A 14,880-nucleotide genomic window follows, 5' to 3' on the forward strand; every position below is an offset into this window, starting at 1 on the left:
CTGCCGCGATTAATACGCCCACTCACTCAACACGTCACCTAGTGCCTTCTTTAAAGGTGCTAGGTGTGCTTCAAATTTGCGCCATTGTCCAATTCCTTTCGTATTGATCGGTTGCCTTACTTGCTCTGAGCTCGCGGTTTTTACTGAGCGGTCGCTTTGGTGTGGACTGAAACATTGCTGTTCAACCTCCAGTTCAAGATGGTTAAGCAAGTTTGTAATTTGTAGTTCTGGGTCATTTACCAAGCGTTCATGGAAAACTGTATATATCTGTCCCGGAAACACTTGATTCCAGTGCTTCATCATCCTCAGGTAATCTCGATAATAATCTGCGAGCGTATCAAACCCGTAACTAAACTCTTGTCCCTCGGCGAATAGTTGTTTGTAGGCACTCCAACAGCAGTCCATAGGGTCACGCCTTGCGTCGATGATCTTCGCTTCGGGAAAGAGTCGTTTAATCAAACCAATGTGACGGAAGTTATTTGGCATCTTGTCTGTAAAAAAAGGCGCTTCACTTCGATAAACTCGTGTTTCATCCACATAACGCTGCGCGAGCTGTTCGACTTGTTGTGCTGAAAGCTCATCCAAAATGTAAGGGTAAAGCGGCTTCTTGCGATCAACTTGTCGCCCGTTTAACTCATGTGCGATGGCGGGAATATTTGGTAGCTCGAGTGTGCTATCTACTTGCGAGTGAGCTGCTAAGATCTGCTCGACCAATGTTGAACCCGAGCGCGGGAGTCCGACGATAAAAATCGGCGTAAGATGACGGTGTTGCGCAGACGTATGAGTCCATCGGGCGACAGTGTCGCGGTCAAAATACTCAACTTGTGCGTCAACGCGTTGACTCAAGACCTCCGACTTATATTGACTGGTTTCGCGTTTTAACACGTTACCTCGCCGATAGTAACTAAAACTTTCGTCATAGGCTTCTTGCTGCTCAAGCGCCTTACCCAGTGCAAAGTTCAGATGAATTTTATCCTCTACACGCGTTTCATTTGCACTCACCGCGGCTTGCATGCGTTGGTACTCTGATTCATCAAAACGATAAGTTTTCAAGTTAGCAAGACTCCAAAACGCATCACCGAATAACGGCTGGAGCTGATACGCTTGTTGGTAGCATGCAACCGCGCCTTTTGTATCGCCCAAGGTTTTTAATAAGTGGCCTTTGGCAACGTAGACTCCGGCAACATCCCCCACCTTATCGCTTAGTAGCTCGTCATAAAGGCTAAGTGCTTCATCGTGATTATCTAATGCGCTACATAAGTTTGCATGTAACGCTTTGTATAATGGGTTGTACGGTTCGTCGCTGCGCAGAAGTTTCGCTTGCGCTAATGCTTGAGGAAACTTTTGTCGTCGCTGCAATACTTTTATGTAGTCATAACGCGCACGGTTATAGTCTGGTGCTAATACTAAGACACTCTCTAGCAAAAACTCGGCGTCATTTAGCACATCAAGTTTTGCGCCTATCAACGCTAATGTGCGCATTGCCTCAACATGGTGTGGATTGCGTTGTAAATAGGCACGGCAAATACGTTCTGCTTTAAATAGTTTACCTTCGTGGAACAAGTTCAGCGCTCCAACCACTTGCTTGGGTTGCTTTTGCAAAAACTGAGCTTGTTCAGCATTTAATTCGGCTTGCTGTAGATTGCCAAGTTTTGCCTCAATTCTTGCAGTAGCATCCCAACTTGCATACAAAGCAGGATTAAGTTTCAAGGCTTGATAATAGGCTTGTAAAGCGGTTTCTTCGCGTCCAAGCGCATACATGGTGTGCCCTAATTCTTGATGACCCCGGCCAAAATCTGACCAACAATCCAGCAGCGCATCCAAACGTTGATGCGCTTCTTCTAATCGACCTAAATAGCGTAGCGCAACCGCCGAGTAATATAACGCGTCCTTTCGCTCTTCACTTTCATCACTGAGCATGCGCTCCTGCAGCTGGTTGAGCACGACGTCAAACTTACCCGCGGCAAGTAACTTTTTAATCGTATCCATGATACCCCTTAAGCAAAGCTAAGAGGTCGTGCTCATCACGACCTCTTGATTAGATTACACCTTAATAGAAAGAGTAAGAAACTGATAAACCAAAGGTTCTAGGACGGTTTGTTGTTGTTCTTAAAATATCATCCTGGGTATTGGTGTAGAGCTCCGCACGCTCATCAGTCAGATTCTTAACATAGAGTTTGACGCTCCATTGGTCCTTCATCACGCCGATTGACGCATTACCGATATTATAGGAATCTTGGCGTCCACCCGCTTGTTCAACCTCTGATGCCACAATTGACGGGTAAGTGTCGCCAGCATAAATCCAACCAACTTGCGCAAAAGCATCCCACTTATTTTCGAGTGTCCATGTGTAACGCCCACGCACGCTAGCTTGCACTTCTGGTGTCAAAGGGAGTTCCGAACCTATTGGCAAGGTTCTCACAATACCTTGACCCGTGCTCACCAATTCCGTGTCGTTATAAGATAACGCGCCATTTAAGGTGAAGTTATCGGTCAATCGCCATGTCATATCGGTTTCTAAGCCACGGATTTCCGAATTCGCTGCATTATCGACGAATGTTAGAATCGATATATCAGTATCTAGTCGGGTAATCTGCATGTCGTTCCACTCGACAAAGTACGCGTTACCATTCCAACGCAACGTATTATCGAATAGTAGCGTTTTCCACCCAAACTCGTAGTTTTTAACCTCGTCCGATTTATAGACCGTATTAACGTAGCCAGTTTCATCGCTACCTTGACCACCCGCACGGTTAAAGCCGCCTGGTCTAAAGCCTTCTGAGTAAGTCGCAAAGAATAAAGTGCTTGGGGTGTATTGATAGCTTAAGGTGAACTTCGGAATAACATCATCCTGTTCTAGCGGCTCATTAGTATGTCCTGCAGTGGAGTCATAATCACGCCCCGCGTCTCCGTCCTCTCCTTTCGAAGCAAAACTCGACTGGCCGGTGAAATCTGACTCAATGTCGTACCATCTTAAGCCTAAGGTTGCAGAGAGCTTATCCGTTAGATCGTAGGTGAACTCACCGAACAAAGCGATTTGTTCTTCAGTACGCGTAATATCGTTAAAGAAACCAATCCCCGGCGCCCGGGTATCGCGGTTATTCGCGTAAGCATCAGATATGGGTGCATTGGGTACGAAACCGAGCGCTTCAGGATTAGCAAAGTATACATAATCGTCTTGTGTATTGATCTCGTAATCATCATAGAACACACCCGCAGTAATACGAGAACGCGCGTTGAAATCGTAGTTTATGCGAGCTTCTTGAGTGAAACGCTCGTGCTCTTGGTGACCTTTAAACCCTTTGGTCGGGTCAACGCATTTTTCCGCAATGCCGTCTTCGCCGTAAACACAGGTGTAGTAGATGATATATGAACCAGAGGTGTTATATCCGGTGTAGTCAATAGACTGCTCAATTTCACGATCTAAATAACCGCCTGTATAGAGGATTTCGAGCGCACCAAGACGACCGTCTAAAGTCCACGTGGTTAGATCAAAACTATCCTCAAGTTCATCTGGATAATAGCGTTCAACTTCGAGATCCCCGACTTCTGGATCGTAATCAAAAACGCCGTCTGCGCCGAGGTCCTGCGCCTGGTGCTGTAACAGTAGCTCCCAATTGGTGTTTATTCGGTACTTCGCGCTTAACCGAAAGCCTTTATAATAACTGTCGTTAAAGTCATCCTCTGCTAAGTCAGTATTAAACGCACTGGTAAACTCAGTTCCCTCATCCACTAATCCCGCGATAGCCGGGTTAAGGCCTCTGAAATTAGGATTATTCGGATCAATTGAAAACTCGCCCGCTTTGTTGTCGATGTAGCCGCCGCGATTTACATTGTAAAAAGCACCCCGCACGGCAAAGTCACGAGTCACAGGGATGTTAATATAACCCTCTGCGGAGCTACTCATTTCGCCCTCGGGCATGCTCTCAAACCCGGTTGTGAAACCTGCTTCAAAGCTCCCCAATATTGGCTTATTAGTAATGTATCGAATAGTCCCTGCTTGCGAACTTGCGCCAAATAAGGTGCCTTGAGGCCCTGGTAATACCTCAATACGCTGTAAATCAGTTGCATAAACGTCAAGATTGCGACCAGGTGCCGTTACAGGTTGCTCATCAACATACAGCGCGACGTTTGGCATGGTGCCTTGCGCGCCAGATAACATAACTGAAATCGGCTGAATTGACATGCCGCGAATAAAAACATCATTTTGACCAGGTCCGCGACCGCTTGAGGAAACATTCGGAACATACTGCGCGTAATCATCAAAGTTGCCAATATTTTGCTCTTTGAGATCTCGCGAACTGAGTGCTTGAACAGCTGTAGGCGTTTGTTGGATATTTGTTGTCCGCTTAGTAGCGGTGACATTAATCGTTTCGATTTGGCTTTTACTATCTGCTTCCTCTTGTTGCTCTTGATCTTGTGCAACTGCTGACGAAGAAGCAGCGAGTGCTATAAAGATAGCTGTACTCAGCTTGTTATAACTGAACATATATTCTCCCGTTCTCTTTTTTCTCCTTGAATAAAAAGTGGCGCCTAAGCGCCACTTTGAAAACCAATATTGTTTAGTTAACTTATATAGTGTAGAGCATTAGAAGTAATAACCAAAATTGATGTTGAAACGGTTATTAACATCGCCGCCATCTGTAGCTGTGTTGCCACCGATGAATGGTTGGTTTTTCGCTCTTACGAAGTCGACGTAAGTGTAGAAACCACCACCAGCTGCTACTGCAACACCTAAGACATTCATCCAGGTATCATCCTGATAGCCTTTCTTATCAGTAATAATGCTGTGGTCGTTATAGAATGTCAGTGATGTAATAGGTCCGATACTCACCGGCAAGGTGTAAGCAACGTTACCTGTGTAGATCTTGGCTTCGGTTGGGATCGCGTCATAGTATGCATATGCACCCATGTAAACGCCGCGGTTTTCAACTTCTAAATCGTACTCGTAATCCGCGTATTGTAACTGAACGTTCCAAGGACCGTTGTTGTAGTTACCGTGTACACCCCACGCAAACCGGTTACCCACGTTCTGGTTCTCAAATTCTTGCGCTGCGGTAAAGCCTTCTGCAGCTGAACCTGAGTAGAAGTTATTACCTTGTGCCGATAAACCAACCTCTAAGTTTTCTTCATCGCTGAAGGTAAACTTACGGGCAGCACGTAATGCATAACTGTTACTCTCGCCGATTGGCAATCCTGGCGTGTCATATGCGCCTTGACCTGGCAAGCGGATGCCGACGGTGTCATAGTTATAACGTGCTGTACGATCGGTTGCAGAGCCATCTACACCGCCTTGCTCATCAGACTTATGATAAGCGATATCAAAGTCCCAGTCATCGCCACGGTAGAGGAATCGAATACCATTATCGTGTTCATCTTCTAAGCCCACATAAAATGTCGAGTTGAAGAAATAACTGTGAGAGTTGTATGGCATATTACCGAAAGGCACTTTTACGACACCGATCTGACCTTGCCACTTATCGGTAAAGTTATAACCAAACCATGCGTGCTTCACGACATCTTGATATTGGAACCAGCGGTACTCGGCCGACAAAATCACGTCGCCAATTTCACCATCAAAGTTCAAACGGAAGATATCAAAATCGAGGTCACCTGTACGGTTTTCATTATCTTGATCGTAATTATTGTATTCATACTGAAAACGAACAGCACCGTGGACTTTGATCGGCCAGTTTTCGTTTTCCTCAGCTTTGTCTTCTAGCTTTGCAAGACGCGCTTGAACACCTGAGTCGGCGACTTCCTCGCCACGCATTCTGTTAGAACGCTTAGTTTTTGAAGAATACTCCTTTTTAGACATCATCTCTTGATGACGCTCTTTCATTTTCTCTTTTGCTTGCTCCTGCTCAGCTAAACGCTCTTCAAGCTCAGATAATTTTTGTTTTAGCGCTTCAATCTCCTGCTGTACCGACTGCTGATCCTGCTGTACCGGTGCTGCATAGATCGGGCTCGCAGCTAGCATAGAGGCGGCTAGCACCCAACCTTTTGCCATGTTGTGCTCCTTACTTTAGGTAAAAAAAGAGTTAAGTTATTATTTTGCTATAAAGTATACCGTGTTTGAAATTATTTAGATCAAAAAAAAGGCCTCCGCAAGGAGGCCTTTTGATATTTCTTGTTACGAACTGCAATTAGACAATTTCAGCACGTTCAACGATTTCAAGAAGTGCCCAAGATTTGTTCTTGGAAAGAGGGCGTGATTCGCGAACAATCACGGTATCGCCCGTCTTGCACTGATTCTCTTCATCATGTGCGTGTACTTTAGTTGTACGCGAAATATATTTGCCGTAGATCGGGTGCTTAACACGACGCTCTACTGCAACAGTGATGGTTTTGTCCATCTTGTCGCTAACAACTTTGCCTTGCAGTGTACGAACACGTTTTTCTTGAGCCATTACGCACCTGCCTTCTCATTTAAGATGGTTTTAATACGTGCGATATCGCGACGTACTTGCTTCATCATGTGAGTCTGATTCAGCTGACCTGTTGCCGCTTGCATACGCAGATTGAACTGCTCACGACGCAAGTTCAGCAATTCTTCTTGCAGCTGCTCAACGGTTTTTTCTTTAAGTTCACTTGCTTTCATCACATTACCGTCCGAGTAACAAAAGTGGTTTTGAATGGCAACTTACGTGCCGCAAGGCGGAACGCTTCACGTGCCAACTCTTCAGAAACACCGTCCATTTCGTACAGTACGCGACCTGGTTGAATCTGAGCAACCCAGTATTCAACGTTACCTTTACCTTTACCCATACGAACTTCTAATGGCTTCTTGGTAATAGGCTTATCTGGGAATACACGGATCCAGATTTTACCTTGACGCTTAACGTGACGAGTCATCGCACGACGGCCGGCTTCGATTTGACGCGCAGTCATACGACCACGGTCAACTGCTTTAAGTCCGAAGCTTCCGAAGCTGACTTTGTTACCTGACTGCGCAAGACCACGGTTGCGGCCTGTGTGAACCTTACGGAATTTTGTACGCTTTGGTTGTAACATATCGTCTCCCCTTACTTACGGTTTTTGCCGCGTTTTGGAGCTGGTTTTTCCTCGGTTGGAAGTCCACCAAGAACTTCACCACGGAAAATCCAAACTTTAACGCCGATGATACCGTAAGTGGTATTCGCTTCAGAAGTTGCGTAATCGATGTCTGCACGAAGTGTGTGCAACGGAACGCGTCCTTCACGGTACCACTCAGTACGTGCAATCTCTGCACCGCCCAAACGACCACTTACTTCAACCTTGATACCTTTAGCACCAAGACGGATGGCGTTTTGTACAGCGCGCTTCATAGCACGACGGAACATAACACGACGTTCCAACTGACCTGAGATATTATCAGCAACAAGTTGCGCGTCCAATTCTGGCTTACGCACTTCAGAAATGTTGATTTGCGACGGAGCGCCAGTCAACTTCTGAACTTGTTGGCGAAGTTTTTCAACGTCTTCACCTTTTTTACCGATAACAACGCCAGGACGTGCAGTATGAATAGTCACACGAACACTTTTAGCTGGACGCTCGATAACGATACGAGATACTGATGCGTTGCGTAGTTCTTTAGTCAGGAACTTACGTACCTGATGATCACTGTGCAAGTTGTCAGCAAATTCGTTTGTATTCGCATACCAGGTTGCATTCCATGGTCTGGAGATACCTAGGCGAATACCATTAGGATGTACTTTCTGACCCATAATTTATCTCCTAGCTATCCGACACGACCACAGTAATGTGGCTGGTGCGCTTAAAGATACGATCCGCACGGCCTTTGGCACGTGGCTTGATACGCTTCATGGTCGGACCTTCGTCGACGAAGACGCGAGCCACTTTCAGCTCATCGATGTCCGCACCTTCGTTGTGCTCCGCGTTAGCGATCGCTGACTCAAGTACTTTCTTAACCAAGCCAGCGGCTGCTTTAGGGCTGTACGCAAGAATGTCCAGTGCTTTTTCAACTGGCAAACCGCGAATTTGGTCAGCAACCAAACGGCCTTTCTGAGCAGAAACGCGGGCGAATTGGTGTTTAGCAATAGCTTCCATCACTTTCTACCTCTTACCGTTTCTTCGCTTTCTTATCAGCGGCGTGACCGCGATAAGTACGGGTTGGTGCGAATTCACCCAGTTTATGACCGATCATTTCGTCAGAAACGAAAACCGGTACGTGCTGACGACCGTTGTGTACAGCGATAGTCAAGCCGATCATATCTGGAATAATCATTGAACGACGGGACCAAGTTTTAATTGGCTTCTTATCCCCGGCTTCCAACGCTTTCTCCACCTTATTTAGCAGGTGAAGGTCAATAAATGGACCTTTTTTAAGAGAACGTGGCATGTTAAATCCTCAACTCTTATTTGTTGCGACGGCGTACGATGAATTTATCGGTACGCTTGTTCTTACGGGTTTTGTAGCCCTTGGTCGGAGTACCCCAAGGTGTCACAGGGTGACGACCACCAGAAGTACGACCTTCACCACCACCGTGAGGGTGATCAACTGGGTTCATCGCCACACCACGAACGGTAGGACGAACACCACGCCAGCGCTTCGCGCCCGCTTTACCCAATTGACGCAGCATGTGTTCTGCGTTACCCACTTCACCGATGGTCGCTCGACCTTCAGACTGCACGCGGCGCATCTCGCCAGAACGCAAACGGATAGTGACATAAGCCCCATCACGCGCCAGGATTTGGCCATACGCACCGGCTGAACGAGCCAGCTGTGCACCTTTACCTGGTTGCATTTCGATTGCGTGTACTACTGTACCCACTGGGATGTTGCGCATAGGCAAGCTGTTACCCGCTTTAATTGGCGCGTCAGAACCAGAAGCAATGCGGTCACCCACGTTCAAGTTCTTAGGAGCCAAAATGTAGCGACGCTCACCGTCTGCGTACAATACCAATGCGATATTCGCTGAACGGTTAGGATCGTATTCAATACGCTCTACCTTTGCAGGGATACCGTCTTTATTACGCTTAAAGTCGATAATACGGTAGTGATGCTTATGACCACCGCCAATGTGACGTACAGTGATACGTCCATTGTTATTACGACCGCCCTTCTTGCTGTTTTTGTCCAGCAATGGAGCAAAAGGCTTGCCTTTGTACAGGTCCTGACCGACGACTTTTACGACGTGGCGTTGACCCGGAGACGTAGGCTTACTTTTAACTACAGCCATGATAATTCCTCCTGTTACTCAGCGCCGCCAGCGAAGTCGATGTCAGCACCCTCTTTCAGGGCAACATACGCTTTCTTCCAATCGCTACGTTTACCGAAGCGGAAACCAGTGCGTTTAGATTTACCTTTAACGTTCACTGTGCGTACGTTTTTAACTTCAACTTCAAAAAGTTTTTCGACAGCTGCTTTGATTTCGGACTTAGTCGCATCTTTAGCTACTTTGAAAACTACAGTGTTGTAGCCTTCAGCAGTCATGGTGCTTTTTTCCGAAACGTGAGGTGCCAAGATTACATTAAGTAAACGTTCTTCGCGCATCATGACAACACCTCCTCAAGCTGCTTAACTGCGTCCGCAGTCATCAGGACGTTTTCAAACGCGATTAAGCTTACTGGGTCGATGCCTTGTACATCACGTACGTCAACTTTGTGCAAGTTGCGTGACGCAAGGAACAAGTTTTCGTCAACTTCTTTAGTCACGATCAAAACGTCGTTCAGGTTCAATTCTTTCAACTTCGCAACGAGTTGTTTAGTCTTTGGCGCTTCAAGCTCAAAGTTCTCAACAACCTGTAAACGCTCTTGACGAATCAATTCTGACAAGATGCTTTTTACAGCACCACGGTACATTTTTTTGTTAACTTTCTGCTCGTGGTTTTGCGGTTTTGCCGCAAAAGTAGTACCACCTGAGCGCCAGATTGGGCTTCGGATAGTACCGGCACGTGCACGACCCGTGCCTTTTTGACGCCATGGTTTCTTACCACCGCCAGCAACTTCAGAACGAGTTTTCTGAGCTTTGGTACCCTGACGAGCACCCGCTGCATATGCAACTACTACCTGGTGGACAAGTGCTTCGTTGAACTCACGTCCAAAGGTAGCTTCGGAAACCTCAAGAGCGCCTTTTGCGTCTTTCAATGTTAATTCCATCACCATTCTCCTCAGACGTTACGCCTTGACCGCAGGTTTAACGATCACATCGCCACCAGTAGCGCCAGGGACAGCACCTTTAATCAATAAAAGGTTGCGTTCTGCGTCTACACGAACCAACTCAAGTGATTGAGTTGTTACGCGCTCGTTACCCATTTGACCGGCCATTTTCTTGCCTTTGAAAACTTTACCTGGTGATTGGTTTTGACCAATTGAACCAGGGGCACGGTGTGACAATGAGTTACCGTGGGTAGCGTCTTGAGTGCGGAAGTTCCAGCGTTTAACGGTACCGGCAAAGCCTTTACCTTTAGACGTACCTGTAACATCCACTTTTTTGATTTCTGAGAAAACGTCTACTGTAATCTCAGAACCTACTGCGAAATCGTCGCCTTCGCCATCTTCTAGACGAAATTCCCAAAGACCACGACCTGCCTCAGTACCCGCCTTAGCAAAATGACCTGCTGAAGGCTTGTTTACTCGGCTAGCTTTCTTTTCGCCTGTGGTTACTTGAAGCGCGCGATAACCGTCAGTTTCCTCAGTTTTAACCTGAGTCACGCGGTTAGCCAGCACTTCGATCACAGTAACAGGAACAGAAGCGCCGTCTTCCTGGAAGACACGCGTCATTCCTACTTTACGACCGACTAGACCTATAGCCATTGTTAAAACCTCTCGTGTGTAATCCTATTACTGCCCACTTAACCCAAGCTGATCTGTACATCAACACCAGCTGCCAAATCTAAACGCATTAATGCGTCAACAGTTTTGTCAGTTGGGTCCATGATATCGATCAGACGCTTGTGGGTGCGGATTTCGTACTGGTCACGCGCATCTTTGTTTACGTGTGGAGAAATCAGCACGGTGAAGCGTTCTTTCCGAGTTGGCAGTGGAATTGGTCCACGTACCTGCGCGCCAGTGCGTTTTGCAGTATCAACGATCTCTGCAGTCGACTGGTCAATCAGACGGTGATCGAACGCTTTCAATCGAATCCGAATTCTTTGATTAGCCATAAAAAATCAAAGCCTCAAATTAAAGAGCATTTAAAAAAGAGCACAGACAAACGCAACCTCCCTGGCACATACCGGGGGTGCGATTATCTACGTCAACCATTCAATCCCCTATCGGGACTGTTGTGGAACATCAATAAAGCAAGTCGTTAAACTTAGATAAAAATTGATGTGGTCGCGAATTATACAGCTTCGCGACCGTATGTCAACATTTAGCAGTAAGTAGGTCGCGCCTATGGCGCGACTTCATGTGTGACTTGCGCCAAAGGCGCAAGCTACCCAAAGGCGCAAGCTGCGCGAACGGGTAAGTTACTTCGCGAGGTCTTCGACCTGTTGCCAAACGCGCATCAGGTTACCACCCAGGATCATTTTGATTTCGTCGTCTGTGTAACCCCGATCAAGTAAGCCTTGTACTAGATTTGGATAGCTTGATACGTCTTTTAGACCCACAGGTAATGAATCGCCTACGCCATCGTAGTCCGAGCCAATCCCAATATGCTCAACACCAATCAGCTCCTTTACGTGATCGATATGGTCAAGCACTTGGTCAAGCGTGGCATAGGGGTAAGGATTGTTCTTCTCGATCTCAGCGATACGCTGCTGTGCTTCCGCTGACTCTTCGCCATATTGCTCTTCTACGGCTTCAATGCGCTTTTTAAGCATATCGCGGTAGCGGTTCGCTTGTTGTGCAACAAATGACGAACCAAAGTTAATTTGAATCACACCACCGTTCTCGCCGAGCTTCTTCAACATATCGTCGCTCATGTTACGTTCGAAACCTGGCGTGTACTGGCGTAACGAAGAGTGCGACGCAATCACGGGTGCCTCACTGATCTCAATGACTTGATAAAACGCGTCGTCCGAAATATGCGAAACATCGACCATGACGCCCATATCATTCATCGCTTTAACAAGCTTCTTACCAAATGGAGACAAGCCATCCCACTGACGGCGGATGTCATAAGATGAGTCCGAGATGTGGTTAGACTGAGAGTGCGCCAATGTAATGTAGCGGATGCCACGCTCGTAAAAATGCTCGAGATTAGCTAAGTCACCTTCGATGGGTGTGCCGTTTTCCATTCCCAATGCAAGTGACATCAAACCCTTTTCAGTATTTTTGATAACCTGATCGGTTGTGTAAGCCATAGCAAACTTGTCAGGAGCGCGCCCGACGAGAGCTTCCATTCCATCAATGAGTTCATTGGCTAATTGAATACTACCGCCGCTTTGTTCGTAATGGGCGGGTATATAAATCGACATAAACGGCGCGTTAAGGCCCCCTTCTACCGCTCGAGGATAATCAAAATCGCCGCCTTTGGTGGCGACCGTCACATCCTCCCATTCGTTATGAATACGATAGGGGACGTCGATGTGCGTGTCGACAAGTAGGTTTTCATGTGCCAGCTTACGGGCCTTTTCGCTAGCAGTGTACTTTTCAGCAAAGCTGGATGTTGCGGTAGCGGCAAGTACCGCTAGTGCTGTCATTGTAATTGTCTTTTTTAACATGCAAGTTCCTTAACACAACCAAAACAGAGAACTTGCAGACTAACAAAACTTTAACCTTGACGCACTAACGATGAGCTTGCTGCTGTCACTGCGCCGATGATAACCGTGCCTAACACCGGCGCAATAAGCCAGACTAACCACCAATGATTAAGGTATGCCATGGGGTTACTCGCTCTTATTGTCTTCTTTTGACTCGACTGCGTCAGAATTGGACTCCGCTGAAGCAACGGCTTGCTCGCTAAACAGCTCGGTCTCTATTTCTTGTAACGTAGAGACCATCGCATCTTTGGATGCTTGCCATAGTGATTCAGAAAATGAGCTAATCTCAGTTTGAATAGCACTACGGATGCTGCTCTCTTGACTGTCTTGTGCCATTGCAGGAACTGAACTCAATGCGGCAACTGCTGACAAGGTAATGATTAATTTTTTCATGGCTGTGCTCCTTTGAAGGTAACGTATTTAATAAGTCGCTATTACTCTTTCAAAGGTTGTGCCAACTTCTAAAAATTATTAACCCTATGTTTTTAAAGAGGTTTTCAAAATCTCTTATTCAGTCCCACTCAATGAGTGGCGAAAAGCCTTACAGTCCTTTACAAAACACGCGATTTTTTAGTCAATCTCGCTACTGAATATCCGCCAGTCTTAAAGAGCTGTCCTGCCTAAATTTGAGAGCGCCTTCGATGAGACCTTCCGCATCGTCAGCACGAGGCCCTTTTATGCTTAAGTACTGACGCCACTTTTTACCGCCTGGTTGGCCCTGAAATAAGCCCAACATATGGCGAACAACATGCCATGCGCGTCCCCCCGCAGCGATGTGCTGACGGATATAGGGGATCATCTGACGTGCGATGTTGTCGCGTTCTATGACTACAGGCTGAGAGGTATAGAGCGTCTCAAGTTCAGTTAATAGCCAAGGGTTTTGGTAGGCCTCACGACCTATCATAACACTATCAACATGCTGTAAGTGCGCCTTGCTCTCGGCCAGCGTCTTAATGCCACCATTGATTGCTATTGGTAGCTCGCCATAGCGCTGTTTAGCGCGATAGACTCGGTCATATTGGAGTGGAGGGATTTCACGGTTTTCTTTTGGACTTAAACCGTTAAGCCAGGCTTTACGTGCGTGAAGCGTCAGTTGGTCAGCGCCCGCTGAAACACAGGCGTCTAAAAACTGGTAAAGAAACGCGTCACTATCCTGCTCATCAATGCCTAAGCGAGTTTTCACTGTCACAGGAATATCAACTTCGGCTTTCATGGCTTTAATGCATTCGCCAACTCGCTCAGGTTGAGCCATCAAACACGCACCAAAACTCCCGTTTTGCACTCTATCAGACGGACACCCGACATTAATATTCACTTCATCATAACCCCGCGCCTGGGCTTGAGCGGCACATTTCGCCATGGCATCCGGATCGGCGCCCCCTAACTGCAATGCAACAGGATGCTCTTCGTCATTGTAAGCCAAGAAGTCTTGTTGCCCGTAAATAATCGCCCCCGTTGTAACCATATCGGTGTACAACAAGGTACTCGGACTCAATAGACGGTGAAAATAGCGACAATGGCGATCCGTCCAATCCAGCATCGGGGCGACTGAGGCAAAATGAGGATATAGCTTTGACAACGAAAACTCCTGTGCCTTAACGGCAGTAACTCTAAAAACTCGACGGGTGCGTGAAGTATCATTATACCTGTTTTGCGCTATTCAGAACACCACGTAAGTTCCGTAATAGGATGATATGATTTACACTTTGTTGAAAACGAATATTAGGTCGAGCATTGCTTGGCGAACAAATCTAATTAAAATCGAAGCCAGCAGATGAAAAGGTCACATATGGGAACTATTGAAACAGAGCGTTTAATTACCAAGGCAGAAAAGCTCTGCCAACAACGCGGAGCTCGGCTAACATCAACCCGTCGCGAAGTATTTCGCATACTGGCTGCTCAAAGTGGAGCTGTAGGGGCATATGATCTCTTGGACATGTTAAAAACGTCTGTCCCTAATGCAAAGCCGCCTACCATCTATCGCGCGCTTGATTTTTTACAAGAGCAAGGCTTTGTTCACAAGATCACTTCATCGAATAGTTTTGTTCTTTGCTCGCATTTCGAGCACCAACACCCTGTACAAATGTTAATTTGTGATCGCTGTGGTGATGTACAAGAAATCCACTCTGAAGGCGTTTACTCAGAACTGCAATCACAAGCAGAAGGTCAGGGTTTTTTGGTAAAAGAGCAAACCATCGAAGCACATGGCTTATGTGCTAAGTGCCATTAG

At 46.7% G+C, this 14,880-nt stretch carries 18 protein-coding genes; 1 reads left to right on the forward strand and 17 read right to left on the reverse strand.

Annotation, left to right across the window (positions count from 1 at the left end; all coding sequences use genetic code 11):
• Nucleotides 1-9: 9 nt before the first annotated feature.
• The 17 genes from DFP83_RS09075 to dusA form a co-directional block, all read right to left on the reverse strand.
• Nucleotides 10-1,989 (reverse strand): tetratricopeptide repeat-containing sulfotransferase family protein, encoded by a 1,980-nt coding sequence (locus DFP83_RS09075; protein ID WP_110574978.1) that lies wholly within the window; start codon nucleotides 1,987-1,989, stop codon nucleotides 10-12.
• 61 nt (nucleotides 1,990-2,050) lie between these two features.
• Nucleotides 2,051-4,489: a TonB-dependent receptor gene (locus DFP83_RS09080; protein WP_110574979.1), complete on the reverse strand. Its 2,439-nt coding sequence runs from the start codon at nucleotides 4,487-4,489 to the stop codon at nucleotides 2,051-2,053.
• Between the two features lie 99 nt (nucleotides 4,490-4,588).
• A complete protein-coding gene (locus DFP83_RS09085) occupies nucleotides 4,589-6,010 on the reverse strand; it encodes a carbohydrate porin (protein WP_110574981.1) in 1,422 nt (473 codons plus the stop codon).
• A gap of 136 nt (nucleotides 6,011-6,146) precedes the next feature.
• Nucleotides 6,147-6,410, reverse strand: a complete 264-nt coding sequence (gene rpsQ / locus DFP83_RS09090) for a 30S ribosomal protein S17 (protein ID WP_110574983.1) — start codon at nucleotides 6,408-6,410, stop codon at nucleotides 6,147-6,149.
• Nucleotides 6,410-6,601 carry a 50S ribosomal protein L29 gene (gene rpmC / locus DFP83_RS09095; RefSeq protein ID WP_006956453.1) on the reverse strand — a complete coding sequence of 64 codons (192 nt, stop codon included), beginning with the start codon at nucleotides 6,599-6,601 and terminating at the stop codon, nucleotides 6,410-6,412. Before rpmC ends, rpsQ begins: the two co-directional genes overlap by 1 nt.
• Nucleotides 6,601-7,014 carry a 50S ribosomal protein L16 gene (gene rplP / locus DFP83_RS09100; protein WP_006956454.1) on the reverse strand — a complete coding sequence of 138 codons (414 nt, stop codon included), beginning with the start codon at nucleotides 7,012-7,014 and terminating at the stop codon, nucleotides 6,601-6,603. Before rplP ends, rpmC begins: the two co-directional genes overlap by 1 nt.
• Nucleotides 7,015-7,025: 11 nt before the next feature.
• Nucleotides 7,026-7,706 (reverse strand): 30S ribosomal protein S3, encoded by a 681-nt coding sequence (gene rpsC, locus DFP83_RS09105; protein ID WP_006956455.1) that lies wholly within the window; start codon nucleotides 7,704-7,706, stop codon nucleotides 7,026-7,028.
• A gap of 10 nt (nucleotides 7,707-7,716) precedes the next feature.
• Nucleotides 7,717-8,049 carry a 50S ribosomal protein L22 gene (gene rplV, locus DFP83_RS09110; RefSeq protein WP_006956456.1) on the reverse strand — a complete coding sequence of 111 codons (333 nt, stop codon included), beginning with the start codon at nucleotides 8,047-8,049 and terminating at the stop codon, nucleotides 7,717-7,719.
• Nucleotides 8,050-8,062: 13 nt separating this feature from the next.
• Entirely contained in the window at nucleotides 8,063-8,341 is a 279-nt protein-coding gene (gene rpsS / locus DFP83_RS09115) for a 30S ribosomal protein S19 (RefSeq protein ID WP_026860408.1), read from the reverse strand.
• 16 nt (nucleotides 8,342-8,357) lie between these two features.
• Nucleotides 8,358-9,182 carry a 50S ribosomal protein L2 gene (gene rplB / locus DFP83_RS09120; protein ID WP_110574985.1) on the reverse strand — a complete coding sequence of 275 codons (825 nt, stop codon included), beginning with the start codon at nucleotides 9,180-9,182 and terminating at the stop codon, nucleotides 8,358-8,360.
• 14 nt (nucleotides 9,183-9,196) lie between these two features.
• Nucleotides 9,197-9,499, reverse strand: coding sequence for a 50S ribosomal protein L23 (gene rplW, locus DFP83_RS09125; RefSeq protein ID WP_110574987.1), 303 nt, complete (start codon nucleotides 9,497-9,499; stop codon nucleotides 9,197-9,199).
• Nucleotides 9,496-10,101 carry a 50S ribosomal protein L4 gene (gene rplD, locus DFP83_RS09130; RefSeq protein WP_110574989.1) on the reverse strand — a complete coding sequence of 202 codons (606 nt, stop codon included), beginning with the start codon at nucleotides 10,099-10,101 and terminating at the stop codon, nucleotides 9,496-9,498. Before rplD ends, rplW begins: the two co-directional genes overlap by 4 nt.
• Nucleotides 10,102-10,119: 18 nt before the next feature.
• Nucleotides 10,120-10,758: a 50S ribosomal protein L3 gene (gene rplC / locus DFP83_RS09135; RefSeq protein WP_110574991.1), complete on the reverse strand. Its 639-nt coding sequence runs from the start codon at nucleotides 10,756-10,758 to the stop codon at nucleotides 10,120-10,122.
• A gap of 38 nt (nucleotides 10,759-10,796) precedes the next feature.
• Entirely contained in the window at nucleotides 10,797-11,108 is a 312-nt protein-coding gene (gene rpsJ, locus DFP83_RS09140; protein WP_006956423.1) for a 30S ribosomal protein S10, read from the reverse strand.
• A 306-nt stretch (nucleotides 11,109-11,414) separates the two neighbouring features.
• Complete coding sequence (locus tag DFP83_RS09145; protein WP_420843788.1) at nucleotides 11,415-12,590, reverse strand: dipeptidase; 1,176 nt, start codon at nucleotides 12,588-12,590, stop codon at nucleotides 11,415-11,417.
• A 186-nt stretch (nucleotides 12,591-12,776) separates the two neighbouring features.
• The gene (locus tag DFP83_RS09150; RefSeq protein ID WP_110575001.1) at nucleotides 12,777-13,043 is read right to left on the reverse strand and encodes a hypothetical protein; all 267 of its coding nucleotides are present in this window, start codon (nucleotides 13,041-13,043) and stop codon (nucleotides 12,777-12,779) included.
• 190 nt (nucleotides 13,044-13,233) lie between these two features.
• Nucleotides 13,234-14,229, reverse strand: coding sequence for a tRNA dihydrouridine(20/20a) synthase DusA (gene dusA / locus DFP83_RS09155; RefSeq protein ID WP_110575003.1), 996 nt, complete (start codon nucleotides 14,227-14,229; stop codon nucleotides 13,234-13,236).
• 210 nt (nucleotides 14,230-14,439) lie between these two features.
• Here dusA and zur point away from each other — a divergent pair, with 210 nt between their 5' ends.
• On the forward strand, nucleotides 14,440-14,880 hold the full coding sequence (gene zur, locus DFP83_RS09160; RefSeq protein ID WP_110575005.1) for a zinc uptake transcriptional repressor Zur: 441 nt from the start codon (nucleotides 14,440-14,442) through the stop codon (nucleotides 14,878-14,880).

It is taken from the genome of Idiomarina fontislapidosi (assembly GCF_003226255.1).
GTDB lineage: Bacteria > Pseudomonadota > Gammaproteobacteria > Enterobacterales > Alteromonadaceae > Idiomarina > Idiomarina fontislapidosi.